We start from the raw sequence: 24550 nt of genomic DNA, 5'->3' as shown, positions 1-24550 counted from the left end.
GCATCCGTTCGTTCACGCGATGTCCACCGGATGGGGGACACGCACCCACACGGAACGGCGTCGTGACGCAAGCGTTATGGAATGTTTACCGTTCGTTGGGCTCAATGCGCGGCCCGTACCCGCGTCTGCCTTACCCTCGGAACTACACATCGGGGGGTGGGTAGACAAGAAGGGCGACACCGCATCCGCGGTTCGTGAAGGGGGTGAACGGATGGGCTACTTCGGCATCGGAGCGACGTCGACGGCCGTGCGCGCCGCGCCGCCCGTGCACCCGTCCGCTCCCATTCCCGTTCAGGGGGCACCCGTGGGAGCCGGCATCCGCGTTGCGCTCGGCGAGTCCGGGCTCCAGGTCTTCCCGTTCATCCTCGGCGCGGCCGAATTCGGTTGGCACGTCGACCTCACCGCCGCGCACGGCATCCTCGACGCGTACCGTGCGCGGGGCGGCAACGCCGTGCACACGTCCGACGGTTATGCGGCGGGGCGCAGCGAGCACATCGTCGGGCAATGGATGCAGCATCGCGGCATCCGCGACGACATCGTCGTCGCCGTTCGCGTCGGCGCCAACCCCGACCACCCCGGGCTCGGTCCGGTCAACCTCATCCGGGCTGTCGAAGCGTCGTTGACGCGGTTGCACACGGACCGGATCGATCTGCTGTACCTCGACGCGCTGTCCGATGACGCGACCACCCTCGAAGACACTCTGGCCACGGTGGAATGGCTGATCGAGTCGGGAAAGGTGCGCGCCGTCGGCGCCTACGGTCATACGGCCGCCCAGCTGGTCGAAGCCCGGATTCTCGCCTCGGCGGGCTACCCCCGCTTCACGGTGCTCGATGTCCCGTACAACATCCTGCGGCAGTCGGAGTTCGAGGGTGACCTGCGTCTCGTGGCCAGCGCCCAGGGCATCGCCGTGACGCCGTCGCAGGCGCTCGAGCACGGTTACCTCGCCGGCGTACATCGCGACCGTGCTCAGGTGGCGTATTCGGTTCGCGGCATCCAACTGGCGGCGGCCATGAACCGGCGCGGATCGCGAACGCTCCGTGCGCTGGACCGCATCGGTGACGAACTCGCGGTGCCGCCGTCGGCCGTCGCCATCGCCTGGCTGCTGGCGCAGCGCGCCGTCGTCGCCCCGATCGTGAACGTCTTCGCCGTGAGCCACGTCGACGAGCTGGTGCAGGGCGTGGGGGCGCGGCTCAGCCGCTCGCACCTGGGCGAGATCGCGCGCGCCACGCAGTAGAGGGTGGCGTGTCGCCCGGTGTCAAGACCCGGGGCGACGGCGACGGCCTGACGTAGGCTGGGAGTTGCCCCACCCCCAGGCGAGACGAGTATGACGTGACGCATTACCTGTACCTCGTGCGACACGGAGAGCATCTCGACGCGGAGCACGGACTCGAAGACGGCCCGCTGTCGCCGCGGGGTCGACGCCAGGCGGAGCTTCTCGCCGACCGGCTGTCCGGCGTGCCGCTGGATGCCGTGTGGCACTCGCCTCTGGAGCGCGCGGCCGAGACGGCCCGCGCGGTGGCAGGTCGCCTCCCCTCGGTGACTCCGAAGCCCTCGGCGCTGCTGTTCGACTGCATTCCCACCGGGATGCTGCCCGAGACGCCGTCGATCTACGAGCCGTTCTTCGGCTCCTACACCGAGGCCGAGATGGACGCCGGGCGCGCACAGATGGGGGATGCGGTCGCCGAGTTCCTCGTACGCAAGCCCGCCGCCCATGAGCTGCTCATCACCCACAACTCCGTCATCGCCTGGTTCGTCCGTGAGGTGCTCGACGCCCCGGACTGGCGATGGATGACGATCAATCAGGCGCACTGCGGTCTCACGGTGCTCGCCCAGCGCAAGGGCCGGCCGTGGGCTCTTGTGACCCACAACGACCTCGCCCATCTGCCGATGGAACTGCGTACGGGCCTGCCCGAGGTTCCTCCGGTCTGAGCGAACGCGGGATGAGCGGCGACCGCTTCAGGCGCCCGGCATCCGCCGCTGCGCGATCGGTCGTCCGCGTTCACAACTCCGGAGATTCTCGCCGGGCCGTCGGGACGCCTGCGCCCCCGCGGGGAAACCCGGGCGCGAGTCGACGAAACTCCGGAGTTGTGAACACGCCGCGTGGCTGATCAGTCGCTGCGTGCGAGGATCCGTGCGGCGACGCGGCGGATCTCTGCGACGAGCGGCGCCAGCTCCCCGTCGACCTCGGCGATGTCGTCGTACTCGTCGTCGAGCACCGCCAGCAGATCGATCGCCTGGTCGCAGGAGCCGTGATGGTACCGGGAGTGTGCCCACCGTGTGAGTTCACGCGGGCTCAGCTGATCACAGAGAACGAGGCGGCACAGCCGACGCGTGACGACCGGGTCGAGGTCCGCGTGAACGGCCTCGGCGATGCCCGCGTCAATCGCTGCCCGGTCGATCAACGTGTCGACGTCGAACCGGCTCGCGGTTTCATCGATCAGCGCCAGCTGCACCAGGTCGTCGCCGCCTTTGCCGGCGATCAGCGCCGCCGTTGCCGCGTCGGCGAGCAGGGTTCGGGCGCGGGGCAGATCGGCGCGCCACCAGGCCACGGCCTCCACGAGTTCCGTGACGTCGTGTTCCGCAGCGGGCATGTCGACATCCTTCCACGCGTGTCGGCGCGCCGTTCGAAGCCGACCCGTCGATGCAGACGCCCGAGCTCAGAGCACCTTGCCGTACCAGCGCGTCGCGTTCGGGTTGTCGTTGTAGGGCTCGATGGCGGTGAAACCGGTCCGTGCGTAGAGCGCGCCGGCGGCCTCCAGCGTGTGGTGGGTGTCGAGCACGAGCTCTGCCGCGCCGAACGCGCGGGCCCGCTCCTCGAGCGCGTCCAGAAGAAGCCGACCCCAGCCGCGGCCGCGGGTGCGCGGCTGCAGGTACAGATGCTTGACCTCGTACCGCACGCCCGCCGGTCCGTCCTCGACCCTGCGGATGCCGCCGCACCCGGCATCCGCCCCGTCATCGTCGACGAGCACGAGAAAGACGCCGGCCGGCGGCGTGAAGACGGATGGCGCGGGGAAGACGGGACGGTACGCCTGCCCCTCAGGGAACGCGTCGGCACGCATCCGGAAGTACTCCTCCAGCAGGGCATGTGCGCGCGGGTCGTCGGCGGCGAGGGGGTCGAGCAGCACCATCCCTCGAGCGTAACCGTGTCGGCCGCACGGCCTAGGCTGGAACCATGACGACGAGAGTGGCCCTCGTGGGCGGCACCGGCAAGCTCGGTGCGATCATCGCCGGCGTGATCGACGAGCTCGACGACTTCGAGACGGTGGCCGTTCTCGGGTCGGCGAGCGATCTCGCCGAGATCGACGCGGCCGATCTCGTCGTCGATGCGTCGACGCCCGGTGTGTCGATCGATGTCGTCCGCGCGGCGATCGAACGCGGGAAGAACGTGCTCGTCGGCACCTCGGGCTGGTCGACCGAACGGATCGCGCTGGTGCGCCCCCTCGTCGAAGCGGCGGGTACGGGCGCGGTCTTCATTCCCAACTTCTCCCTGGGCTCGGTCGTCGCGACGGCACTGGCGGCGGCAGCGGCACCTCTGTTCCCCTCGATCGAGATCGTCGAGACGCATCGCGAGACGAAAGTCGACTCGCCGAGTGGCACGGCGGTGCGCACCGCCGAACTCATCGCCGACGCTCGCGTCGGGGTCGGCCCGGTCGAATCGCCGCATGTCGATCAGCGGGCGCGCGGCCAGCAGGTCGCGAGTGTTCCCATCCATTCGTTGCGCCGGCCGGGCGTCATCGCGAAGCAGGAGACGATCCTGTCGGGGCCGGGGGAGTCGCTGACCATCGTCCACGACACGATCGAGCCGGCGCGCGCGTACGCGCCCGGCATCCGCGTCGCCCTTGCGGCGGCGCGGGACGCGCGCGGGGTGACGATCGGCCTCGACGCGCTCATCGATCTCGGTCTCGGCGCGCCGCGCCCCGCAGCGCCGGTCATCGAGGTCGTCGACGAGGGCTCCGTTCCCGGGCAAGTCGCCCGCGTCACCGGGGTATGAAGGCTCGCGCGGGCGTCGCCGTCATGGCGGCGCTGCTCGTCCTCTACATCGTTCTCGTCGCGCAGCGCGCGTGGCTGTTGCTGATCTCGGGGCAGATCATCGGCGTCGCCATGGGCGTGGCGCTGATCGTCCTGCCCGTCATCGCGGGGTGGGCGCTCTGGCGGGAGCTTGCTTTCGGGCGCAGCGCCGAGCGCCTCGCCAGGCGGCTGGAGGCCGAAGGCGCGCTCCCGAGCGAGGAGATGGATGTCCGTGTCAGCGGCCGTCCCGACCGTGCGCAGGCCGATGCGGTGTTCTCGCACTACCGGCACGACGTCGAGGCGCACCCCACCGATTGGCGCGCTTGGTTCCGGCTGGGGCTGGCCTACGACGGCGCCGGTGATCGACGCCGCGCCCGCGAAGCCATCCGACGGGCGATCACGCTCGAGAAGAACCCGCCGACGCGCTGATCAGGCCGGCACCGCGGCGGCCACGGCATCCTCGACTGTCGGATGCGAGAAGACGAAGCCGGATGCCGTGAGCGCCTCGGGAACCACATTCATGTCGCACGTGAGCAGTCCCTCTGCCGCGTCGCGCCCGAGGACCAGCTTCAGCGCCCACTCCGGTACGCGCAGCAGGTAGGGGCGGTTCATCCGCCTCGCGAGAGCGAACCCGAGATCGTTGGCGCTCGTGCGCTCGGGTCCTGCGAGGTTGACCGGGCCGACGAGGCCGTTGTCGATGACGTGGCGGATCGCGCGGACCTCGTCGTCGAGAGAGATCAGCGGCCAGACCTGGGTTCCGCGCCCGATCGGGCCCGACACGCCGAGCTTGGTGAGCAGCAGAAGCGGCTTGAGAACACCGTCGGTGTGCACGACCGGCGCGGTGCGCAGCAGGGATACGCGGGCGTGATCCCCGGCGCCGCGGGTCGCGGCCGTCTCCCACTCGCCGCACAGGTCCGCCAAGAAGGTGTCTCCGCGCGGAGACGACTCGGTGAAACTCGCCCCCGGCGCCGACGGGTAGTAGCCGACCGCTGACGAGGACACGAAATGGGGGGCGTCCTCGCCGAGCGCGCGCACCGCTGCCGCGAGCGCCTGCGTCGGAGCGATCCGCGACCACACGAGATCGTGCTTGTACCGTCGCGTCCACGGAAAGTGCCCGAGCGTTGCGCCATTGAGCCCGACGACGGCCCGCGCGCCTTCGAGTGCCGCCGCGGGCAGCGGCTGGGTGGCCGGATCCCAGGAGATCTCGTCGGGCGCGGCGCTCGCGCGGCGCACGAGGCGCGTCACGGCGATGCCGTCGGCGCGCAGGCTCGCCACGAGAGCGCGGCCGATGAGACCGGAGGCTCCCGCGACGACGACGCGCCCCTCGGCGCGCGATGGGCCGTTCTCAGGCAAGCGTCGCCTCGAGCGTGATATCGATGCCGGCCAGGGCGGCCGAGACGGGGCAGCCCGTCTTCGCCTCGCCCGCGATGCGGGCGAAGTCCTCGGCCGACAGTCCCGGGACCACCGCGTTGACGTTCAAGTGCGAGCCCGTGATGCCGGTGCCCGGGATGAAGGTGACGGATGCCGTGGTCTCGATGCTCTCCGGGGGCGTTCCGTTGCCGGCGAGCGCGTGGGAGAGGGCCATGCTGAAGCACGACGAGTGCGCCGCGGCGAGCAGCTCCTCCGGCGTCGTCACCGATGAGGAGCCTTCGCTGCGGGCCTTCCAGTTGACGGCGAACGGACCCTGGTTCGAACTCTCCAGCGCGACCTCGCCGGATCCGTCGGTGAGGGAGCCCTTCCAGCTCGTGGACGCTTCGCTCGTGACGCTCATGTGTGCTCCTCGTGTCGGATGCGGGCCGCGTGGCGGCGGTGTGCATCCGAGCCTAGACGGGCCCGTGCCCCCACGGAACCGGTCGGGCCGGCGGCAGGAACGGCCCCTCAGACGGCGGCGGGGGTGCCGGTGACGCGTCCGAGCTCCAGCTCGATCGCGCTGCGGCTGGGGGTGCCGCCGAAGCGGGTCTGGATGACCCCGTCGCGGTCGAGGATCAACGTCGTCGGCGTCTGGAGCACGTGGAAGTGCTTCGCGATGTCGGGACGGTCGGTGAGGTCGACGTCCAGGTGCATCACGCCGTCATGGGTGTCGGCGATCGATCCGAGCACGCGGTGCACGCCGGGACAGCGGGCGCACATCTGGGTGCTGAACTGCAGGAGGGTGGCGCGTTCACCGAGGGCGTCCGCTCCGAGCCGATGCGGCTCCACGACTTCATCGGTCGAGGCGCGGCGGGCACGGTTCTGCGTCCACCGCAGGAAGAGCCCGACGGCGAGGGTCACGGCGAGCAGTGCGGTCAGCACGAGCACGGCATCGACGATGTTCACGGTCTGCCACGATACCGCCTCTCGATGGGAGCCGGCTCCGATGACGGGCCGTTCGTAACAGTCCCGGTGTCGGCGGGCGAGGGTAGGGTTGCTGGCGTGAGCGCGGCATCCATCCCCACCCCGTATGAAGACCTCCTGCGCGACGTGCTCGCCGACGGCGTGCACAAGGACGATCGCACCGGCACCGGCACCACGAGCGTCTTCGGCCGCCAGATCCGTTTCGACCTGTCGCAGGGCTTCCCGTTGATCACGACCAAGCGCGTGCACATGAAATCGATCGCCTACGAACTGCTCTGGTTCCTGCGCGGCGAGTCGAACGTCTCGTGGCTGCAGGAGCGCGGCGTGAGCATCTGGGACGAATGGGCGGATGCCGAGGGCGAGCTCGGACCGGTCTACGGTGTGCAGTGGCGCTCGTGGCCGACGCCGTCGGGCGGACAGATCGACCAGATCTCGCAGGTCATCGAGCAGATCCGCACCAGCCCCGACTCGCGTCGCCTCATCGTCTCGGCGTGGAACCCGGCCGACATTCCGCAGATGGCGCTCGCTCCCTGCCACGCCTTGTTCCAGTTCTATGTCGCCGACGGCAAGCTGTCGTGCCAGCTGTATCAGCGCAGCGCCGACATGTTCCTCGGCGTGCCGTTCAACATCGCTTCCTATGCGTTGCTGACGATGATGATCGCCCAGCAGACCGGGCTCGAGCCCGGCGATTTCGTGTGGACCGGTGGCGACTGCCACATCTACGACAACCACCTCGAGCAGGTCCGCGAGCAGCTCACGCGGGAGCCGTATCCGTATCCCCGCCTCTCGTTCGCACGGACGCCGGAGTCGATCTTCGACTACACGTACGAGGACATCGTCGTGGAGGGCTATCAGCACCACCCCACGATCCGGGCAGCGGTCGCGGTATGACCCGACTCGGCCTGATCTGGGCCGAGGCGCGCGGTGGCGTCATCGGTAAGGACGGCGCAATGCCGTGGCATGTGCCGGAAGACCTCGCGCATTTCCGCGCGGCGACGATGGGGGATCCGGTCATCATGGGGCGGCGGACGTGGGAGTCCTTCCCGCCCCGGTTCCGACCCCTCCCGGGTCGCCGGAACATCGTCGTCACGCGCAACGACTCCTGGCAGGACGACGGCGCCGAGCGGGCCGTCTCGCTCGATCAGGCGCTGGAGCTCGTGCACGGGGAAGAATCGGCCTGGGTCATCGGGGGAGCGGGGCTGTTCGCCGAGGCGATCGCGCGCGCCGACGTGCTGGAGGTCACCGAGCTCGATCTCGAGGTCGACGGTGACACGTTCGCCCCCGAGCGGCACGGCTGGAGCGTGGCGCGGGTGGACCCGAAGGACGGATGGTCGGTCTCGCGCACAGGCATCCCCTACCGGTTCCTGACGCTGATCAGACCCTGAGCGGTTCGCACGGCGAGCAGCAGCGACCAGGAGCGACCAGCCGCGACGACAAGAGGGAGCGTGCGATGAGCAGGACAGCGTTGGTGACGGGTGCCAGTTCGGGCCTCGGCGCGGAGTTCGCCCGTCAGCTCGCGGCCCGCGGAGCCGAGCTCGTCCTGGTCGCCCGTGACCGCGCCGCACTCCGGGACATCGCCGAGCGCCTGGGCGCCGACTACCGTGTTCAGGTCGAGGTGCTGGCGGCGGACCTCGTCGCCGATGACGGTCTGGCCGCGGTCGTCGGCCGCGTCGCCGACCGCGAGCGGCCGATCGGCATCCTGGTCAACAACGCCGGATTCGGACTCGATCTCGACTTCGCGGCGGGCGACATCACCGACGAGCAGCGTCATCTCGATCTGCACGTGCGCGCGACGATGCACCTGACGCACGCCGCGCTGGGCGCCATGCTCGAGCGGGGACACGGGCGCATCGTCAACGTCGCCTCGGTCGCGGGATTCATGCCTCGCGGAACGTACGGCGCGGTCAAGGCGTGGGTGATCTCCTTCAGCCGGTGGGCCAACGTGGTCTACGCGCCCCGCGGCGTCAGCGTGACGGCGCTCTGCCCCGGCTTCACGCACACGAACTTCCACGAGCGACTGGGACTGCCGCCGGGGCGGGAAGGCATCCCGTCGGTGATGTGGCTCGACGCCGCGGACGTCGTCCGCGAAGGGCTGCGCGACGCTGCTCGGGGCAAGGCCGTCTCGATCCCCTCGGTGCGCTACAAGCTGCTCGTGGCGGCGATGCGCCTGCTGCCGAGCCCCCTAGCCGCCCGTCTGGCCCGCACCGGACGGTGACGGGTCGCACCGGACGGTGACGGGTCGGGGATGACGCGCCCGTGGTCTGCTCCGACGGGGTCGCCGCGAGCCGGTAGCCTGGAGGCATGACGCACTCGGGCAATCCCTTCGGACAGGTCCTCGTCGCGCTCGTCACTCCGATGACGGCCGACGGTGAAGTCGACTGGCCCGCCGTCGAGAAGCACATCGACGACGTCATCACCGCCGGAGCCGACGGCATCGTCGTCACCGGCACCACCGGCGAGACGAGCACCCTCACCGATCCCGAGAAGCTGAAGCTCGTCGAGGTCGGAAAGTCCGTCTCCGCCGGCCGGGCGAAGATCATCACCGGCGGCGGCTCGAACGAGACCGCTCACGCGATCGAGCTCTACAAGGCCAGCGAGAAGGCCGGCGCCGACGGCATCATGATCGTCACGCCGTACTACAACAAGCCGACGCAGGCCGGCATCCTGACGCACTTCCGCCTCGTCGCCGATGCGACCGACCTCCCGGTCATCCTCTACGACATCCCCGGTCGCACCGGCGTGCCGATCAAGTACGAGACCATCCTGCGGCTGGCCAACCACCCGAACATCCTCGCCGTGAAGGACGCCAAGGGCGACTTCAGCGAGGTCAGCCGGGTGCTCAACCAGACCGATCTCATGTACTTCTCCGGCGACGACGCCAATGTGCTCCCGCACCTGTCGATCGGCGCCGCGGGCCTGATCGGCGTGACGGCGAACATCACCGCGACGCCCTACCGCGTCATCGTGGATGCCGTGAACCGCGGCGACCTGGCCACCGCCACCGCCGCGCACCAGCAGCTCGAACCGCTCGTCCGCGCCGTCATGACCCATGTGCCCGGCACGGTGAGCGCGAAGTACATCCTGCACGGCCTGGGCCGCATCTCCAGCCCGCGCGTGCGTCTGCCGCTCGTCGGCCCCGAAGAGTGGGAGGCCGCCCTCATCGAGGACGAGCTCGCACTCGTCAAGGGCGTCGACGGGGCCGACTTCTCCAACTTCCGACCCGACCGCAACGCCGCCGCCGGCGGCGCGCTCCCCAAGGTCCACGGCACCACCCGCTGAGCGACCGCGATACCGGTGGATGCCGCGGCATCCACGAAAGGCAGACGATGCCCACGACGTTCTCCGAGCCCCCCGCGCTCGCCCCGCAGACCCTTCGCGTCATCCCGCTCGGCGGGCTGGGCGAGATCGGTCGCAACATGACGGTCTTCGAATACGAGGGCAAGCTCCTCGTCGTCGACTGCGGTGTTCTCTTCCCCGAGGAGCACCAGCCCGGTGTCGACCTCATCCTCCCCGACTTCGAGCCGATCAAGGACCGGCTCGACGACGTCGTGGGCGTCGTGCTCACGCACGGCCACGAGGACCACATCGGCGCGGTGCCCTACCTGCTGCGGTTGAAGAGCGACATTCCTCTCATCGGTTCGAAGCTCACCCTCGCGCTCGTCGAGGCGAAGCTCAAGGAACACCGCATCAAGGCCTACACGCTGACCGTGCAGGAGGGGCAGGAAGAGCAGGTCGGTCCGTTCGACCTCGAGTTCGTCGCCGTCAACCACTCGATCCCCGACGCGCTCGCTGTCGCGATCCACACCGACGCCGGTACGGTGCTGGCCACCGGCGACTTCAAGATGGACCAGCTGCCCCTGGACGGCCGCCTCACGGACCTCCGCGCGTTCGCGAGCCTCGGCGAGGACGGCGTGGATCTCTTCCTGGTCGACTCCACGAACGCCGACGTGCCCGGCTTCACCCCCCTCGAGCGCGACATCGGTCCGGTGCTCGACCAGGTGATCGCCAAGGCTCCCCGGCGCGTCATCGTGGCGAGCTTCTCCAGCCACGTCCACCGCGTGCAGCAGGTCATCGACGCGGCCGCGGCGAACGGGCGCCGTCTTGCGTTCCTCGGGCGCTCGATGGTGCGCAACATGACGATCGCCGAGGATCTCGGCTATCTGCGCGTTCCCGACGGCGTGCTGATCGACTACAAGAAGGCGCAGGATCTTCCCGACGACAAGATCGTCTACATGTCGACCGGGTCGCAGGGCGAGCCGATGGCCGTGCTCAGCCGCATGGCCAACCTGGACCACGCGATCGAGCCCGGTCCGGGTGACACCGTCATCCTCGCGTCGAGCCTGATTCCGGGCAATGAGAACGCGGTCTACCGCGTGATCGACGGCCTCACCAAGCTCGGCGCCAACGTCGTGCACAAGGGCAACGCCAAGGTGCACGTGTCGGGTCACGCCGCGGCGGGCGAGCTGCTGTACTGCTACAACATCCTGCAGCCGCGCAACGTCATGCCGGTGCACGGCGAGTACCGCCACCTCATCGCGAACGCGAAGCTCGCGCAGGACACCGGCATCCCCGCGGAGAACACGATCATCGCCGAGAACGGCACCGTCGTCGACCTCAAGGACGGCGTCGCCCGCGTCGTCGGCCAGCTCGATCTCGGCTTCGTCTACGTCGACGGATCGACCGTGGGCGAGATCACCGACGCCGACCTCAAGGATCGCCGCATCCTCGGCGAGGAGGGCTTCATCTCGGTGATCGTCGTCGTCGATGCCGCGACGGGACGGATCATCACCGGCCCCGAGATCCACGCGCGTGGTTTCGCGGAGGACGACAAGGTGTTCGACGACGTCAAGCCGAAGATCGCTGCAGCCCTCACCGAGGCGGCGCAGTCGGGCGTGCGCGACACGCACGCGCTGTCGCAGGTGGTCCGACGCACGATCGGACGCTGGGTCAATCAGCGGCTGCGTCGCCGGCCCATGATCGTCCCCCTCGTCATCGAGGCCTGAGCGGTCGCGGCGGAGCGCTACCATCGGCTCCATGCCCGTCAGCTTTCGTGTGCGCCCCGCGACACAGGCCGATGGGGCGTTCCTGGGCGACATGGTCGTCGAAGCGGCGAACTGGCGGCAGGGGGGCGCGCGCCCGCGGCACGAGGTGCTGACGCATCCTGACCACAACCGCTACATCTCGGGGTGGATGCGTCCCGGCGACGCCGGCTTCGTCGCGGTCGACGCGCAGGACAGTCCGGTCGGCGCGGCGTGGTATCGGATGCTGCCGCGCAGCGACCCCGGCTTCGGGTACATCGGCACGGGCGTGCCGGAGCTCATCATCGGTGTGAGGCCCCTCTGGCGCGCGCACGGCGTCGGACGCGCCCTGCTCCAGCGACTGTGCGAGCATGCGCGAGCCGAGGGCTACGGCCGCATCAGCCTGTCGGTGGAACGGGGCAACTACGCCCAGACGCTCTATCGCAGCGAGGGCTTCGCGCTCACCCAGGCCGGTCACGGTCGCGACACCATGGTCAAGCGACTCCGCTGACGCGGCGGCGCCGCGGATGCCGAGCCCGGCTCGGGCCGCGTCAATCCGCGGATCCGGGGGCCCCTGCGCCTACCGTGGAGTAATGGCACGATCCACGAGCACGCCCACGAACGCCCGCGCGTCCGCGAAGGGCTCCTCGACCCGTGCCCGCAAGCCCGCTCCGGCCCCCGCGAAGTACGTCGACGAGGTCGAGCGTCCGCCGGTCGCCGTCCGTGCCTGGCTCGGCTTGGCCCATGCCGTCGGGGGGATGTTCCGCGCGTTCGGCCTGGAGACCCTCGAGAAGGACCAGCGCCGTGACGGCTTCCCGTTCCTGCTGGTGGTGCTGGCCGCGCTCGGCGCCGTGAACGAGTGGTTCTTCATCGGCAACGACGCCGCAACGCAGATCAGCGCCTACACCGTGGGGTTGTTCGTCGGTCGTGTCGCTTTCATCATGCCGGTGCTGCTGCTCCTGCTAGCGGGCTGGCTGTTCCGTCACCCGCCGTCCATCCACGACAACGGACGCATCGGCATCGGCTTCGGGCTGTTCGTGCTGTCGATCGCGGGCTTCTGCCACGTCGCGGGCGGTCGGCCGCAACCGTCGCAGGGCATGCCGGCGCTGAGCGCCGCGGGAGGGCTGTTCGGGTGGACGATCGGCGAGCCGCTGTCGCTGCTGACGACGATCGGCGCCTACGTGCTGCTGGGCGCTCTGACGCTGTTGAGCATCCTCATCCTCACCAAGACCCCGCCCAACCGCATCGGGCGGCGTCTGGGCGACCTGTACGCCTGGATGTTCGGTGCCGAGCGTCCCGACGCGCCGTCGACGGACGCGCCGACGGTCGCCTTCAGTGAGGCGACGGATGCCGCGGACAAGGAGTTGCCGTGGTGGCGCCGCAACAAGTCCGGCCGTGAGGAGGATGTCGACGGCCACCTCGGCTCGGACGACCTGACGGCGCTGTTGGACACCAGCGGCGACGGCGGCTTCGAGCAGGCCGTCGCGATGCCGGCCGCTGTTCCGCCGGTCCCGCCGCTTCCGGAGGCGCCGACCGAGATCATCGATCCGGCCGTGATCGCCCACGCCAAGAAGGCCGCGCGTCGCGCCGACACCGGCATCCGCGAGGACAGCGGCGAGATCATCCTCGACGACGGCATCCTCCCGGGCATCTCCGCCCTGGGGGACGACCACGACGGTCAGCCGCCGCAGGCGCCGTATCGCCTTCCGTCGGTGGCCGCGCTGGCGCAGGGCGACCCGCCGAAGGCGCGCTCGGAGGCGAACGACCGCGTGGTCGCCGCCATCATGGGCGTCTTCGAGCAGTTCGGCGTCGACGCGCGGGTGACGGGGTTCTCGCGCGGCCCGACAGTGACGCAGTACGAGATCTCTCTCGGCCCCGGCGTGAAGGTCGAGCGCATCACCGCGCTCACGAACAACATCGCCTATGCGGTCGCCTCCAACGAGGTGCGCATCCTCGCGCCGATCCCCGGCAAGAGCGCGATCGGTGTCGAGATCCCCAACACCGACCGCGAGATCGTCACGCTCGGCGACGTGCTGCGCTCCCCGGCATCCACCGGCCAGACCCACCCCATGACGATCGGCGTCGGCAAGGACGTCGGCGGCGGCTACGTCGTGGCGAACCTGGCGAAGATGCCCCACCTGCTGGTCGCCGGATCGACCGGCTCGGGAAAGTCGAGTTTCGTCAACTCGATGATCACGAGCCTGCTCATGCGTGCCAAGCCCTCCGAGGTGCGGATGGTGCTCATCGACCCGAAGCGTGTGGAGCTCACGAGCTACGCCGGGGTGCCGCACCTCATCACGCCCATCATCACGAACCCCAAGAAGGCCGCCGAGGCGCTGCAGTGGGTCGTGAAGGAGATGGACATGCGCTACGACGACCTCGCGTCGTTCGGCTTCCGCCACATCGACGACTTCAACCGCGCCGTGGTGGCGGGGGAGATCAACCTGCCCGTCGGCAGCGAGCGGGTGCTCAAGCCCTACCCCTACCTGCTGGTCGTCGTCGACGAGCTCGCCGACCTCATGATGGTCGCCCCGCGCGATGTCGAGGACTCGATCGTGCGCATCACGCAGCTCGCGCGCGCGAGCGGCATCCACCTCGTCCTCGCGACGCAGCGGCCCTCCGTCGACGTCGTGACCGGTCTCATCAAGGCGAACGTGCCGTCCCGCCTCGCGTTCGCGGTGACCAGCGTCACCGACTCGCGCGTCATCCTCGACCAGCCCGGTGCTGACCGCCTCATCGGCCAGGGCGACGGCCTGTTCCTGCCGATGGGGGCGTCGAAGGCGATCCGCGTGCAGGGCGCCTGGGTCGCCGAGAGCGAGATCGAGAAGGTCGTCACGCACGTCAAGAACCAGGCGCGACCCGACTACCGCGCCGACGTGCAGGCCGTCGCCGAGAAGAAGGAGATCGACGCCGACATCGGTGACGACCTCGAACTGCTCCTCGCCGCCGCCGAGCAGATCATCTCCACCCAGTTCGGCTCGACGTCGATGCTCCAGCGCAAGCTCCGCGTCGGGTTCGCCAAGGCCGGGCGCCTGATGGACCTGCTGGAGTCGCGCGAGATCGTCGGCCCGTCCGAAGGCTCCAAGGCCCGCGACGTGCTCGTGACGCCCGATCAGCTGCCCGAGGTGCTCGCGCGCCTGCGCGGCGACGACCCGCCGGCCGCGCCGGTGAGCGACCCCTACGGGCCGGATGCGGTGAGCGCCCAGTTCGACGGGCTGGCGGTGGTCGACGGCGACGACGGATCCGAAGACGCCTGGAGCCTCACCGGCCGAGACTGAGCCGACGCGCGGCGGTGCAGCGCACGGGCCGCGAGTAGGCTCGCCTCGTGGCGATTCCCCGGCAGCTCCCCAACGCGATCACGATCGTCCGCATCCTGTGCGCGCCGGTCTTCCTCTGGATGCTCCTGGCCGATCAGGGTGGGGATGGTCCGCTGCGGTGGGGTGCCGGTGTGCTCTTCATCGTCGCCATCGCGACGGACGGCATCGACGGCTATCTCGCCCGCAAGTACGAGATCGTCACCGACCTCGGCAAGCTCCTCGACCCGATCGCCGACAAGGCGCTGACCGGCTGTGCCTTCGTCGGTCTGTCCATCCTGGGTGAGCTTCCCTGGGCGGTCACGATTCTGGTCCTCATCCGCGAGATCGGCATCACGGTGCATCGCCTGGTCGTCGCGAGCAGCCACGTCGTCGCGGCGGCCTGGATGGGCAAGCTGAAGACCGTCGCGCAGGCGGTCGCGCTGTCGCTCGCGCTGCTGCCGCTGTGGAACGTGGTGGGGGAGGGCATCCATGTCGTGAACACCGTGACGATGTGGATCGCCGTCATCCTCACGGTCGCCAGCGGCCTCGACTACGTGGTCACCGAGATCAGAGGGGCCCGAGCGGCCCGCGGCGGTGCCGGCACCGGGACCCGTCGATGAGCCCCTCGTCCCGGCGCGGCGGTGCGCACGACGAACACCAGGATGCCGAGGGTGACGATCTCGAGAGCACCCTCGTCTCCGCGGGACGCCGCAGCGACCCGGAACGCCTCGTCGCCCGACTCGCCGACCTCGGCTGGAGCATCGCGGCGGCCGAGTCGTTGACCGGGGGACTGCTCGCCGCCTCCATCGTGTCCGTATCGGGGGCCTCGCGCGTCTTCCGCGGCGGCATCGTCGCCTACGCGACGGACGTGAAGGCGAGCCTGCTGGGCGTCGAGCAACATCTGCTCGACGCGCACGGACCGGTCCATCCCCGGGTCGCCAGCCAGATGGCGGAGGGGGTGCGCCGTGCGCTCGGACACGGCGGCGTGCCCGTCGATGTCGGCGTGGCGACCACCGGCATCGCCGGTCCGCTGTCGCCGGACGGGCAGCCGGTCGGCACGGTTCACATCGCCGTCGCCACGCCGCTGGGCTCGCGGGTCGAGTCCGTGCTGATCGACGGCGATCGCGCCGCCATCCGCGCCGAGACGGCAGCCCGCGCCATCCGGCTGGTGCTGGACGCGCTCTGAGTCCTCAGATGACGGGGGGAATACCGCTCGTGTCGACGCCGTTACATGACAGCGATTCCCATTCATTACCCAGCACGAGGGGGCTATCGTGGCCAGCACGTGGGGTACTGTTGTCCACCCGGGCACCGAAACCCGGTGGGAATCTCGAGTAGAGGAGGGGGCCCGAACATGATCCTGGTTCGTCAGGAGATCGGCGAAGTGCTTCGCGACTTCCGCCTGCAGAAGGGGCGTACCCTCCGCCAGGTCGCCGGCCGCGCGAGTGTCGCCCTCGGATATCTCAGCGAGGTCGAGCGCGGTCAGAAGGAGGCCTCGAGCGAGATCCTCGCCGCGGTCGCCGAGGCGCTGGACGTCCCGATCTCGACCATCATGCGCGAGGTCGGAGACCGTCTGTCGGTGCTGGAGGGCCTGCAGGTCTTCCCCGACGTGGTTCCCGACGACCTCGCCGGGCTCGAGGACGGCCTCGTCCAGCCCGAACTGTCGCTGCGCTGACGTGCGGCGAAGCGAGTTCACGCGAGCCGTCGAGGACGAGTTCGGCAATCGCGCAGCGATGCTGGTCGCCGACCTCGCCCTCCCCGGCGTCGGCCATCGCACCGCCGCCGAAGCCCTCGCCGACGGCGTCGAGCCGCGCGAGATCTGGTTTGCTCTGTGCGACGAGACCGACGTGCCCGCCTCGCGCCGTCACGGCGTCGGCCTGATGGAGCCGCGTCGGCGCTGAACCGATGCCTGCGCGGCGTGTCGCGTGATCGAAACTCTGTTCGAGGGGCATAGGCTCCTACACATGAGGTGACCCGGGACGTTTGTCCACATTCGAGGCCCGTCGCCGACCGATGTCGGAGGCCGTCTCTAGCGTGGACATCGTCATCACGACACCTCCGCCTTGTCGCAGCATCCTTCCCGCCGGGAGGGGGCGTGACAGCCTACAGGCGACGGAATCCCGAGGCCGGCAGCGCCGCCCACGGCAGAGAACAAGGAGCACGTCATGCCCTCACCCGCTGACCGCGAGAAGGCCCTCGAGTCGGCCCTCGCCCAGATCGACCGGCAGTTCGGAAAGGGCTCGGTCATGCGACTGGGCAGTGACGACCGCGCCCCCGTCGAGGTCATCCCCACCGGTTCGATCGCCCTCGATGTCGCTCTCGGCGTGGGTGGTCTTCCCCGCGGGCGCATCATCGAGATCTACGGTCCCGAGTCCTCGGGTAAGACGACGCTCACGCTCCATGCGATCGCCAATGTGCAGCGCGCGGGCGGCATCGCCGCCTTTATCGACGCCGAGCACGCGCTCGACCCCGACTATGCGCAGAAGCTCGGTGTCGACATCGACCAGCTGCTCGTGTCGCAGCCCGACACGGGTGAGCAGGCGCTGGAGATCGCCGACATGCTGGTGCGTTCGGGAGCCATCGACCTCGTCGTCATCGACTCGGTCGCCGCGCTCGTACCCAAGGCCGAGATCGAAGGCGAGATGGGTGACTCCCACGTCGGCCTGCAGGCTCGCCTCATGTCCCAGGCGCTGCGCAAGCTGACCGGTGGCCTCAACCAGACCAACACGACGATGATCTTCATCAACCAGCTGCGCGAGAAGATCGGCGTGTTCTTCGGCTCTCCCGAAACCACCGCCGGCGGGAAGGCGCTCAAGTTCTACGCCTCGGTGCGTCTGGACATCCGTCGCATCGAGACGCTGAAGGACGGCACCGACGCGGTCGGCAACCGTACGCGCGTCAAGGTCGTCAAGAACAAGATGGCGCCGCCGTTCAAGCAGGCCGAGTTCGACATCCTCTACGGCACCGGCATCTCCCGCGAGGGCTCGCTCATCGACTTCGGCGTGGAGCACGCCTTGGTGAAGAAGTCCGGCGCCTGGTACACCTACGACGGTGAGCAGCTCGGTCAGGGCAAGGAGAACGCCCGTAACTTCCTGCTGAAGAACCCCGACATCGCGGCCGAGATCGAGACCAAGATCAAGCAGAAGCTGGGCATCGGCCAGCCTCGCGTCGCGGCTGAGACGGCCCCCGCCGACGACCTGGCTGCACGCCGCCCGGCCTGATGACAACCTCGCGACACGGGGGCGAGTCCGAGCGCCTCGCTCCCGTGATCCCGTTGTTCGGGGAGGCGGATGCCGCTGCCACCGCACCCGCGGCGAGCGAGGTAGACGCCGACATCGCCGCGGCGTGGCATCCGACCTGGACCGATGACCGTGCCGCGACGACCTGGGACGACGAGACCGCCGCCGTGCTCGCCGACGCAGAGGCCGCGTTGATGAAGCGGCTGCGCACGCGCTCGCTGTCCGAACGCGAGGCATCGACGTTTCTGCGGGAGAGAGAGCTCGTCGACGGAGCGATCGAGGAGGTGCTCGACCGCCTGCGCGGTCTCGGCTACCTCGACGATGCCGCGCTGGCGGAGCAACTCGTCCACAGCGGGGTCGAGCGCAAGGGACAGGGTCGGGCGCTGCTCGCGCAATCGCTGGCCAAGCGGGGGATCCCGCGCGACGTGATCGACGCCGCGCTCGACGAGCTCCCCGACGACGAGGCCGATCGCGCCCTGGAGTTCGCTCGGCAGAAGGCTCGGACGATGCGAGATCTCGACCGCGATACGGCGCTTCGGCGCCTATCCGGACAACTGGCGCGGCGCGGCTACGGGTCCACGGCGCTGTCCGCCGCGCGTCAAGCGCTCGATGAGCTCGGACGGCCGGTGCGCCGCGCACCGGCCGGGACCGTTCGCTTCGAGGAGGAGCCCACGACCGGGGCGTTTCCGCGTGGGTGACGTGCTCAGGACGATGGGGGCCGTTCCCAGACGTAGGTGATGGCGAGTCGGCCGGTCACGGGGTCGACCTCGGCGCGCGCGTCGACCTCGTACACGTCGGCGATGAGCGCGGTCGTCAACACCTCGATGGGGGTTCCTGCGGCGACCACCGCGCCGCGGCGCAGCACGACCACCTCGTCGCAGAACGTCGCGGCGAGATTGAGATCATGCAGGGCCACCACCGTCGTGACCGGGAGGGCGCTGACGAGCGCCAGAAGCTCCAGCTGGTGGCGGATGTCGAGATGGTTGGTCGGCTCGTCGAGCAGCAGCTCCCGCGGCTGCTGGGCGAGCGCACGAGCGATCTGCGCCCGCTGACGCTCCCCGCCCGACAGCGTGTGCCAGCCGTGCTCGGCTTTCTCGGTCAGCAGCACCTGAGCGAGTGCGGACTCCACCGCCTCCGCGTCGGCGGCGGTGTCGCCGCCCCACACCGACCGGTGCGGCGTGCGACCGAGCCGGACGACATCGCGGACGGTCAGGTCGACGTCGGTATCGGCGTGCTGCGACACCGCGGCCACGGCCCGGGCGATATCCCGCCGACGCAGTCCGGTCAGATCCTCCTCGTCGAGGCGCACGCGCCCGTCGTCGGGACGCGCCACGCCCTGCAGCAGGCGCAGGAGCGAGGACTTTCCCGAGCCGTTCGGGCCGAGAAGGCCGACGGTCGATCCGGGCCGCGGGTGCAGCGAGACCCCGTCCACGACGAGCGCGCCGCCGCGGTGCCACGACACCCGGTCGGCAGACAGCGTCATGCGCGCACCTTCTTCCGTCGCACGAGCAGGGCCACGAACACCGGGACGCCCACCAGCGCCGTCCCGACACCGACGGGCAGAGGAGACGGTGCGAACACCGTGCGCGATGCGGCATCCACCCACACCATGAACAGGGCTCCCAGGACGATCGTCGTGGGGACCACACGCGCATGCCGGGGGCCGACGAGCAGCCGCGCGGCGTGGGGAAGGACGAGGCCGACGAAACCGATCGCGCCGGCGATGCTCACCAGCGTCGCAGTCATCAGCGCGGTGAGGATGAACAGTAGGGTCCGCACGCGCGACACGTGGATGCCGAGAGACGCCGCGACATCGTCACCGAACGCGAACGCGTCCAGTGTCTGCGCGGAGGCGGCGACCGCCAGGGCTCCGACCGTGACGACGACGATGGCGAGCAGCACGTGGTTCCATCTCATCCCCTCGAGGGAGCCGAGGAGCCAGAACATCACGCCGCGCGTGGCATCGGAGTCGGCGAAGGCGAACACGATCAGCGAGGTCAAGGCAGAGAAGAAGTGCGTACCGGCCACGCCCGCGAGGATCACGCCCGACGTTCCCGCCGCTGCGGCGCGCGCGAGCACCAGCACGAGCGCGAACGCGACGAGGGCGCCGATGAATGCGCCCGCCGACAGCCCCAGCGCACCGGAGCCGAGGCCGAGCACTGCGACCAGAACCGCTCCGGTGGACGCGCCGGAGGAGACGCCGAGGATGAACGGGTCGGCGAGCGGGTTGCGCAGCAGCGCCTGCATCACGACGCCGCACAGGCCCAGCCCGGCCCCGCAGGCGGCGGCGACGAGCGCCCGGGGCAGCCGGTCCTCCCAGACGATCGCGTTCGCCGCCGGTCGCACCGGGATGTTCGCCAGAGCGAGGTTGTTCAGGATGACGTCGCGCACGGTCACGAGGGAGACGTCGGCCGCTCCGAGCGTCATGGCCGCGGCGATCGATGCGACGAGGGCGACGACGCCGAGCGCGATCACCAGCGCGGCCGGCAGCCGAACGATGCGCCGGGGCGTCATGCCCGCGGTCATCCGCGGCCCTGCTGCGCGTCCCACCAGGCGCGGATCTTCTCGAGCCCGTCGACGAAGCGGATCGAGGGGTTGAGCTCCGCGCCGTGCAGCGCGATGATCGCGTTCGCCGAAACCGCCGGAATGGTGCGGGCGAGAGGGTCGCCGGTGAGGAAGGCCATCTTGTCGTCCAGTCGGTCGCCGGGGAACCGGTCGCGCTGCAGGTCACCCACCACCAACACGTCGGGCTGAGCATCGACGAGCGACTCCCAGCTGACGGCCGGCCAGTCCTCGACGCGGTCCGCGTAGACGTTGGTCATGCCGGTCATCGACGCGAGCAGCTGGGCCGATCCGCGGCCGCCGCCGACGTAGGGCGTCTTCGTGTCGGCGAACCAGAACGCGACGGTGCGGCCGGACAGGTCCATCCCTGCGGTGGCGGCGGCGGCGCGGCGTTGGAGGCTTGCGATCAGGGCCTCGCCGCGGCTGGGCACGTCGAAGATCTCCGCGAGCTCTCGGATCTCCTGGTAGAGCGTGTCGACGGCCAGCGCCGTCGTGCGTTGTCCTGTGCCGCCGTTGATGCTCTTGCCGTTGTCGCAGTCGGTGGGCGAGAGGTAGGAGGGGATGCCGCTCGAACTCAGGCGATCGCGGGTGACGACGCCACCGTCCTTGAAGTGGCGCCCGAACGAGGCGGTCACGAAGTCGGGTTCGGCGCCCATCAGGACTTCGTACGTCGGCGCGTTGTCCGCGAGGCGCGGCACGCGCGCGTTCGCCTCCGCGAGGGCGGGCAGCACGGGATCGGTCCACGACGCCGTACCCACCATGCGCTCTTCCAGTCCCAGGGAGAGCAGGATCTCCGTCGAGTCCTGATCGAGCGAGACGGTGCGCTCGGGCGCGGCGGCGAAGGTGACCGCGACGCCGCAGTTCTCGATCGTCAGCGGGTACGCGGTGCGGCCCTCACCCACCGCCCCCGTCGACGTGGCCGGCACCGGCTCCGACGCGCCGCAACCGGTGAGGGCGGCGAGGGCGGTGACCGCCGCGGCGGTGAGGGCGATCGTGCGCAGGGCGCGCGGGAGGTGGGCTGCCATGGGACTCCTTCGGTTCTCCGAGCCCCGTGGATGCCGGGGTGACGCAGGAAAGGCTACCCTAACTCGGTACGGGATCCCGTGCGAGATCCCGTGCGGGGCTCCGCGCGCCCGTCCCCGGCCCCGTTCCCGCGGCGGATCGTAGAATGAACGCATCATGACTTCTCCGTCCGCCACGCCCACGCTGATCGCGCCTTCGGTCGCCGCCGTCACCGCCGACGGTCGCGCCCGCACCTACGAGGTGCGCACCTTCGGCTGCCAGATGAACGTGCACGATTCCGAGCGACTTTCCGGCTCGTTGGAGAGCGCCGGATACGTGCGAGCGGAGGCGGGCTCCGAGGCCGATGTCGTCGTGATCAACACGTGTGCGGTGCGCGACAACGCCGCCGGCAAGCTGTACGGCACCCTCGGGCATCTGAAGAGTCGCAAGGATCGTCACGAGGGCATGCAGATCGCCGTCGGCGGCTGTATGGCTCAGATGGACAAAGAGGCCGTGCTCGAGAAGGCGCCGTGGGTCGACGTCGTCTTCGGCACCCACAACATGGGCTCGCTGCCCAGCCTCCTCGAGCGGGCGCGCCACAACGGCGATGCAGAACTGGAGATCCTCGAGGCGCTCGAGGTCTTCCCCTCGACCCTGCCGACCAAGCGCGACGCCGTGCACAGCGGCTGGGTCTCGATCTCCGTCGGATGCAACAACACCTGCACCTTCTGCATCGTGCCGAGCCTGCGCGGCAAGGAGAAGGATCGCCGCCCCGGCGACATCCTCAACGAGATCCGGCTCCTCGTCGAGGACGGCGCCGTCGAGGTCACCCTCCTGGGTCAGAACGTCAACAGCTACGGGGTCGAGTTCGGTGACCGTCAGGCGTTCGGCAAGCTGCTGCGTGCCGCCGGGCAGATCCCGGGGCTCGAGCGCATCCGCTTCACCAGTCCGCACCCGGCCGCCTTCACCGATGACGTCATCGATGCCATGGCCGAGACTCCTCAGGTCATGCCGCAGCTGCACATGCCGCTGCAGTCCGGATCCGATCGCGTCCTACGGGCGATGCGGCGCTCCTACCGCAGTGACCGCTTCCTCGGCATCCTCGAGCGGGTCCGCGACCGCATCCCGCACGCGGCGATCTCCACCGACATCATCGTCGGCTTCCCCGGTGAGACCGATGAGGATTTCGAGGACACGATGCGTGTCGTCGCCCAGGCACGGTTCGCCAGCGCCTTCACCTTCCAGTACTCGATCCGTGAGGGCACCCCCGCCGCGACGATGCCCGACCAGGTGCCGAAGGCCGTGGTGCAAGAGCGGTACGAGCGGCTCATCGCCCTGCAGGAGCGCATCAGCCTCGAAGAGAACCAGGCCCAGATCGGCCGCGAGCTGCAGGTGCTGGTCTCGACCGGCGAGGGAAAGAAGGATGCCGGGACCCACCGCCTGACCGGCCGCGCCGAAGACAATCGGCTCGTCCACTTCGAGCTGCCTCGGGGCTCGGCCGTTCCGCGCCCCGGAGACGTCGTGACGGTGACCGTGACGCACGCCGCTCCGTTCCACCTGCTCGCCGATAGCCCCGACGGCGCCCCGTTGCGCATCCGCCGCACCCGCGCCGGGGATGCGTGGGACCGCGCGCAGGCCGAGTCCTGCGCCGTTCCCGCTCCCGCGGGCGCGGAGGGCGGCGCGCCGCGCGCGGTGTCGCTGGGCCTTCCGACGCTGCGTCTGGGCTGATCCGCCGCGTGGCCTCCCGTCTCTGGGCCGTCGTCGGAGCGACGGGTACCGGCAAGACCGACCTGTCGCTGCGCCTCGCCGAGGCCCTGATCGCCCGCGGGCGGTCGGCGGAGATCGTCAACGCCGACGCGATGCAGCTCTACCGCGGGATGGACATCGGCACCGCGAAGCTGCCGGTCGCCGAGCGCCGCGGCATCCCTCATCACCTCTTCGACGTGCTCGAGGTCACCGACGAGGCCGCCGTCGCGGCATATCAGGATGCCGCGCGCACCGCGATCGGCGACATCTTCGACCGTGGTGGCGATGCCATCCTCGTCGGCGGCTCGGGGCTGTACGTGTCGAGTGTCGTCTACGACTTCCGCTTCCCGCCGCACGACGACGCGGTGCGCGAGCGGCTCGAACAAGACCTCGCGCAGGACGGCCCCGGCGCCCTGCTCGAACGCCTCCGCCTCCTTGATCCGACGACGGCCGAGCGCATCGACGCCCGCAACGGGCGTCGGATCGTCCGTGCGCTCGAGATCGCTCTGCAGGGCGACCGCGGACACGGCGCGGCACTGCCCGAGGAGCCGGTGTTGTGGCATGAGCCCACGACGCTCGTCGGCGTCGAGCTCGAGCGCACGCAGCTGGTCGCACGCCTCGACGAGCGCGTGGAGCGCATGTGGCGCGAGGGCCTCCTCGCCGAGGTCGAGGCGCTCCGCGCGCGGGGCCTCGAGCGCGGGGTCACGGCGAGCCGTGCCATCGGGTACGCCCAGGCCGTCGACCAGCTCACCGGACGCATCGACCAGGCGGACGCGATCGCACAGACCCAGGCGCTGACACGGCGCTACGCGCGGCGCCAGGTGTCGTGGTTCCGTCGGTATCCCGGCATCCACTGGGTCGCGCCCGACACCGACGCCGCCGCGCTGGCAGACTCGATGGCGTGAGCGCCGTAGAGATCCGCCCCTTCGCCACCGCCGATACGGACGCCGTCGTCGCGCTCTGGCGAGAGGCGGGGCTGACGCGGCCCTGGAACGACCCGTACCGGGACATTGCCCGCAAGCTCACCGTGCAGCCCGAGCTGTTCCTCGTCGCCGACGATCGGGGCGACCTCGTGGGCACCGTCATGGCCGGCTACGACGGTCATCGCGGGTGGTTGTACTACCTGGCGACGGCTGCGGAGCGTCGCGGCGAGGGGATCGCGCGCCGCCTCGTGGAGACGGCGGAGGAGGGCCTGCGCGCCCTCGGATGCCCGAAGGTGGAGCTGATGGTGCGTCCGGAGAACACCGCGGTCCACGGTTTCTACGCTCGCCTCGGGTACGAGCCGTTCGATGTCTGGATGACCGGCAAGCGACTGATCGCCGACTGACGCGTGCCCGCCGTCCAC

The 24550-nt window shown here is 70.0% G+C and carries 28 protein-coding genes; 20 read left to right on the top strand and 8 right to left on the bottom strand.

The window, feature by feature from the left end:
* The first annotated feature begins 211 nt into the window (after nt 1-211).
* Nucleotides 212-1234: an aldo/keto reductase gene (locus DEU37_RS09940; protein ID WP_121190546.1), complete on the top strand. Its 1023-nt coding sequence runs from the start codon at nt 212-214 to the stop codon at nt 1232-1234.
* A 95-nt stretch (nt 1235-1329) separates the two neighbouring features.
* A complete protein-coding gene (locus DEU37_RS09935; protein ID WP_005048819.1) occupies nt 1330-1929 on the top strand; it encodes a histidine phosphatase family protein in 600 nt (199 codons plus the stop codon).
* Between the two features lie 179 nt (nt 1930-2108).
* On the opposite strand, the gene DEU37_RS09930 is transcribed toward DEU37_RS09935, so the two are convergent.
* Together DEU37_RS09930 and DEU37_RS09925 are read right to left on the bottom strand one after the other, a co-directional pair.
* Nucleotides 2109-2591, bottom strand: coding sequence for a hypothetical protein (locus tag DEU37_RS09930; RefSeq protein WP_121190545.1), 483 nt, complete (start codon nt 2589-2591; stop codon nt 2109-2111).
* A gap of 66 nt (nt 2592-2657) precedes the next feature.
* Nucleotides 2658-3128 carry a GNAT family N-acetyltransferase gene (locus DEU37_RS09925; protein WP_121190544.1) on the bottom strand — a complete coding sequence of 157 codons (471 nt, stop codon included), beginning with the start codon at nt 3126-3128 and terminating at the stop codon, nt 2658-2660.
* Between the two features lie 44 nt (nt 3129-3172).
* Here DEU37_RS09925 and dapB point away from each other — a divergent pair, with 44 nt between their 5' ends.
* Entirely contained in the window at nt 3173-3991 is an 819-nt protein-coding gene (gene dapB, locus DEU37_RS09920) for a 4-hydroxy-tetrahydrodipicolinate reductase (RefSeq protein ID WP_121190543.1), read from the top strand.
* Complete coding sequence (locus DEU37_RS09915) at nt 3988-4437, top strand: hypothetical protein (protein WP_121190542.1); 450 nt, start codon at nt 3988-3990, stop codon at nt 4435-4437. The genes dapB and DEU37_RS09915 overlap by 4 nt, the downstream gene beginning before the upstream one ends.
* Here DEU37_RS09915 and DEU37_RS09910 read toward each other — a convergent pair whose 3' ends face one another.
* From DEU37_RS09910 to DEU37_RS09900, 3 genes are all read right to left on the bottom strand, one after another.
* Nucleotides 4438-5361 (bottom strand): TIGR01777 family oxidoreductase, encoded by a 924-nt coding sequence (locus DEU37_RS09910; protein ID WP_121190541.1) that lies wholly within the window; start codon nt 5359-5361, stop codon nt 4438-4440.
* Entirely contained in the window at nt 5354-5779 is a 426-nt protein-coding gene (locus DEU37_RS09905; RefSeq protein ID WP_121190540.1) for an OsmC family peroxiredoxin, read from the bottom strand. Before DEU37_RS09905 ends, DEU37_RS09910 begins: the two co-directional genes overlap by 8 nt.
* Nucleotides 5780-5886: 107 nt before the next feature.
* Nucleotides 5887-6324, bottom strand: coding sequence for a thioredoxin family protein (locus tag DEU37_RS09900; RefSeq protein WP_121190539.1), 438 nt, complete (start codon nt 6322-6324; stop codon nt 5887-5889).
* A 96-nt stretch (nt 6325-6420) separates the two neighbouring features.
* Between DEU37_RS09900 and DEU37_RS09895 the strand changes: the two genes are divergently transcribed.
* The 13 genes from DEU37_RS09895 (at nt 6421) to DEU37_RS09835 (ending at nt 18593) form a co-directional block, all read left to right on the top strand.
* Complete coding sequence (locus DEU37_RS09895; RefSeq protein WP_259457244.1) at nt 6421-7233, top strand: thymidylate synthase; 813 nt, start codon at nt 6421-6423, stop codon at nt 7231-7233.
* Entirely contained in the window at nt 7230-7727 is a 498-nt protein-coding gene (locus DEU37_RS09890) for a dihydrofolate reductase (RefSeq protein WP_036287254.1), read from the top strand. Before DEU37_RS09895 ends, DEU37_RS09890 begins: the two co-directional genes overlap by 4 nt.
* A 65-nt stretch (nt 7728-7792) precedes the next feature.
* Nucleotides 7793-8557: an SDR family oxidoreductase gene (locus DEU37_RS09885; RefSeq protein ID WP_121190538.1), complete on the top strand. Its 765-nt coding sequence runs from the start codon at nt 7793-7795 to the stop codon at nt 8555-8557.
* 86 nt (nt 8558-8643) lie between these two features.
* A complete protein-coding gene (gene dapA, locus DEU37_RS09880; protein ID WP_121190537.1) occupies nt 8644-9621 on the top strand; it encodes a 4-hydroxy-tetrahydrodipicolinate synthase in 978 nt (325 codons plus the stop codon).
* Nucleotides 9622-9668: 47 nt separating this feature from the next.
* Nucleotides 9669-11345, top strand: coding sequence for a ribonuclease J (locus DEU37_RS09875; protein WP_016463251.1), 1677 nt, complete (start codon nt 9669-9671; stop codon nt 11343-11345).
* Nucleotides 11346-11376: 31 nt separating this feature from the next.
* Entirely contained in the window at nt 11377-11871 is a 495-nt protein-coding gene (locus DEU37_RS09870) for a GNAT family N-acetyltransferase (RefSeq protein ID WP_121190536.1), read from the top strand.
* Between the two features lie 82 nt (nt 11872-11953).
* Entirely contained in the window at nt 11954-14638 is a 2685-nt protein-coding gene (locus DEU37_RS09865) for a DNA translocase FtsK (RefSeq protein ID WP_121190535.1), read from the top strand.
* Between the two features lie 47 nt (nt 14639-14685).
* Entirely contained in the window at nt 14686-15276 is a 591-nt protein-coding gene (pgsA, locus tag DEU37_RS09860) for a CDP-diacylglycerol--glycerol-3-phosphate 3-phosphatidyltransferase (protein WP_121190534.1), read from the top strand.
* Complete coding sequence (locus DEU37_RS09855; RefSeq protein WP_121190533.1) at nt 15273-15842, top strand: CinA family protein; 570 nt, start codon at nt 15273-15275, stop codon at nt 15840-15842. The genes pgsA and DEU37_RS09855 overlap by 4 nt, the downstream gene beginning before the upstream one ends.
* A 168-nt stretch (nt 15843-16010) precedes the next feature.
* Complete coding sequence (locus tag DEU37_RS09850; RefSeq protein ID WP_005048854.1) at nt 16011-16331, top strand: helix-turn-helix domain-containing protein; 321 nt, start codon at nt 16011-16013, stop codon at nt 16329-16331.
* Nucleotide 16332: 1 nt separating this feature from the next.
* On the top strand, nt 16333-16557 hold the full coding sequence (locus DEU37_RS09845) for a DUF3046 domain-containing protein (RefSeq protein WP_036282560.1): 225 nt from the start codon (nt 16333-16335) through the stop codon (nt 16555-16557).
* A gap of 264 nt (nt 16558-16821) precedes the next feature.
* Nucleotides 16822-17877, top strand: a complete 1056-nt coding sequence (gene recA / locus DEU37_RS09840) for a recombinase RecA (protein WP_005048860.1) — start codon at nt 16822-16824, stop codon at nt 17875-17877.
* Complete coding sequence (locus DEU37_RS09835; RefSeq protein WP_121190532.1) at nt 17877-18593, top strand: regulatory protein RecX; 717 nt, start codon at nt 17877-17879, stop codon at nt 18591-18593. Before recA ends, DEU37_RS09835 begins: the two co-directional genes overlap by 1 nt.
* 5 nt (nt 18594-18598) lie before the next feature.
* On the opposite strand, the gene DEU37_RS09830 is transcribed toward DEU37_RS09835, so the two are convergent.
* The 3 genes from DEU37_RS09830 to DEU37_RS09820 are packed head-to-tail and all read right to left on the bottom strand — an operon-like array spanning nt 18599 to nt 21482.
* Nucleotides 18599-19378: an ABC transporter ATP-binding protein gene (locus DEU37_RS09830; RefSeq protein WP_121190531.1), complete on the bottom strand. Its 780-nt coding sequence runs from the start codon at nt 19376-19378 to the stop codon at nt 18599-18601.
* The gene (locus DEU37_RS09825) at nt 19375-20421 is read right to left on the bottom strand and encodes an iron ABC transporter permease (protein WP_121190530.1); all 1047 of its coding nucleotides are present in this window, start codon (nt 20419-20421) and stop codon (nt 19375-19377) included. Before DEU37_RS09825 ends, DEU37_RS09830 begins: the two co-directional genes overlap by 4 nt.
* Nucleotides 20418-21482 carry an ABC transporter substrate-binding protein gene (locus tag DEU37_RS09820; protein ID WP_121190529.1) on the bottom strand — a complete coding sequence of 355 codons (1065 nt, stop codon included), beginning with the start codon at nt 21480-21482 and terminating at the stop codon, nt 20418-20420. Before DEU37_RS09820 ends, DEU37_RS09825 begins: the two co-directional genes overlap by 4 nt.
* Nucleotides 21483-21636: 154 nt before the next feature.
* Between DEU37_RS09820 and miaB the strand changes: the two genes are divergently transcribed.
* Genes miaB through DEU37_RS09805 form a run of 3 tightly spaced genes read left to right on the top strand, consistent with a single transcriptional unit; the run spans nt 21637 to nt 24532 of the window.
* Entirely contained in the window at nt 21637-23187 is a 1551-nt protein-coding gene (gene miaB / locus DEU37_RS09815; protein ID WP_121190528.1) for a tRNA (N6-isopentenyl adenosine(37)-C2)-methylthiotransferase MiaB, read from the top strand.
* A gap of 8 nt (nt 23188-23195) precedes the next feature.
* Nucleotides 23196-24110: a tRNA (adenosine(37)-N6)-dimethylallyltransferase MiaA gene (gene miaA, locus DEU37_RS09810; protein ID WP_121190527.1), complete on the top strand. Its 915-nt coding sequence runs from the start codon at nt 23196-23198 to the stop codon at nt 24108-24110.
* On the top strand, nt 24107-24532 hold the full coding sequence (locus tag DEU37_RS09805; RefSeq protein ID WP_183043646.1) for a GNAT family acetyltransferase: 426 nt from the start codon (nt 24107-24109) through the stop codon (nt 24530-24532). The genes miaA and DEU37_RS09805 overlap by 4 nt, the downstream gene beginning before the upstream one ends.
* Nucleotides 24533-24550: the final 18 nt, after the last annotated feature.

The organism is Microbacterium sp. AG790, assembly GCF_003634765.1.
Classification (GTDB): Bacteria; Actinomycetota; Actinomycetes; order Actinomycetales; family Microbacteriaceae; genus Microbacterium.
Note: the sequence above shows the minus strand (reverse complement) of the source record. Positions and strands in the feature narration are given on the sequence as shown.

What these genes read in the sequence shown, in the direction of transcription:
- DEU37_RS09825 (WP_121190530.1), bottom strand. Translation starts at nt 20,421, where the DNA reads ATGACCGCGGGCATGACGCCCCGGCGCATCGTTCGGCTGCCGGCCGCG.
- DEU37_RS09915 (WP_121190542.1), top strand. Translation starts at nt 3,988, where the DNA reads ATGAAGGCTCGCGCGGGCGTCGCCGTCATGGCGGCGCTGCTCGTCCTC.
- DEU37_RS09850 (WP_005048854.1), top strand. Translation starts at nt 16,011, where the DNA reads ATGATCCTGGTTCGTCAGGAGATCGGCGAAGTGCTTCGCGACTTCCGC.
- DEU37_RS09820 (WP_121190529.1), bottom strand. Translation starts at nt 21,482, where the DNA reads ATGGCAGCCCACCTCCCGCGCGCCCTGCGCACGATCGCCCTCACCGCC.
- DEU37_RS09835 (WP_121190532.1), top strand. Translation starts at nt 17,877, where the DNA reads ATGACAACCTCGCGACACGGGGGCGAGTCCGAGCGCCTCGCTCCCGTG.
- DEU37_RS09875 (WP_016463251.1), top strand. Translation starts at nt 9,669, where the DNA reads ATGCCCACGACGTTCTCCGAGCCCCCCGCGCTCGCCCCGCAGACCCTT.
- DEU37_RS09890 (WP_036287254.1), top strand. Translation starts at nt 7,230, where the DNA reads ATGACCCGACTCGGCCTGATCTGGGCCGAGGCGCGCGGTGGCGTCATC.
- DEU37_RS09885 (WP_121190538.1), top strand. Translation starts at nt 7,793, where the DNA reads ATGAGCAGGACAGCGTTGGTGACGGGTGCCAGTTCGGGCCTCGGCGCG.
- dapA (WP_121190537.1), top strand. Translation starts at nt 8,644, where the DNA reads ATGACGCACTCGGGCAATCCCTTCGGACAGGTCCTCGTCGCGCTCGTC.
- DEU37_RS09830 (WP_121190531.1), bottom strand. Translation starts at nt 19,378, where the DNA reads ATGACGCTGTCTGCCGACCGGGTGTCGTGGCACCGCGGCGGCGCGCTC.
- miaB (WP_121190528.1), top strand. Translation starts at nt 21,637, where the DNA reads ATGACTTCTCCGTCCGCCACGCCCACGCTGATCGCGCCTTCGGTCGCC.
- DEU37_RS09940 (WP_121190546.1), top strand. Translation starts at nt 212, where the DNA reads ATGGGCTACTTCGGCATCGGAGCGACGTCGACGGCCGTGCGCGCCGCG.
- DEU37_RS09865 (WP_121190535.1), top strand. Translation starts at nt 11,954, where the DNA reads ATGGCACGATCCACGAGCACGCCCACGAACGCCCGCGCGTCCGCGAAG.
- DEU37_RS09870 (WP_121190536.1), top strand. Translation starts at nt 11,377, where the DNA reads ATGCCCGTCAGCTTTCGTGTGCGCCCCGCGACACAGGCCGATGGGGCG.
- DEU37_RS09930 (WP_121190545.1), bottom strand. Translation starts at nt 2,591, where the DNA reads ATGCCCGCTGCGGAACACGACGTCACGGAACTCGTGGAGGCCGTGGCC.
- recA (WP_005048860.1), top strand. Translation starts at nt 16,822, where the DNA reads ATGCCCTCACCCGCTGACCGCGAGAAGGCCCTCGAGTCGGCCCTCGCC.
- dapB (WP_121190543.1), top strand. Translation starts at nt 3,173, where the DNA reads ATGACGACGAGAGTGGCCCTCGTGGGCGGCACCGGCAAGCTCGGTGCG.
- DEU37_RS09925 (WP_121190544.1), bottom strand. Translation starts at nt 3,128, where the DNA reads ATGGTGCTGCTCGACCCCCTCGCCGCCGACGACCCGCGCGCACATGCC.
- DEU37_RS09905 (WP_121190540.1), bottom strand. Translation starts at nt 5,779, where the DNA reads ATGAGCGTCACGAGCGAAGCGTCCACGAGCTGGAAGGGCTCCCTCACC.
- DEU37_RS09855 (WP_121190533.1), top strand. Translation starts at nt 15,273, where the DNA reads ATGAGCCCCTCGTCCCGGCGCGGCGGTGCGCACGACGAACACCAGGAT.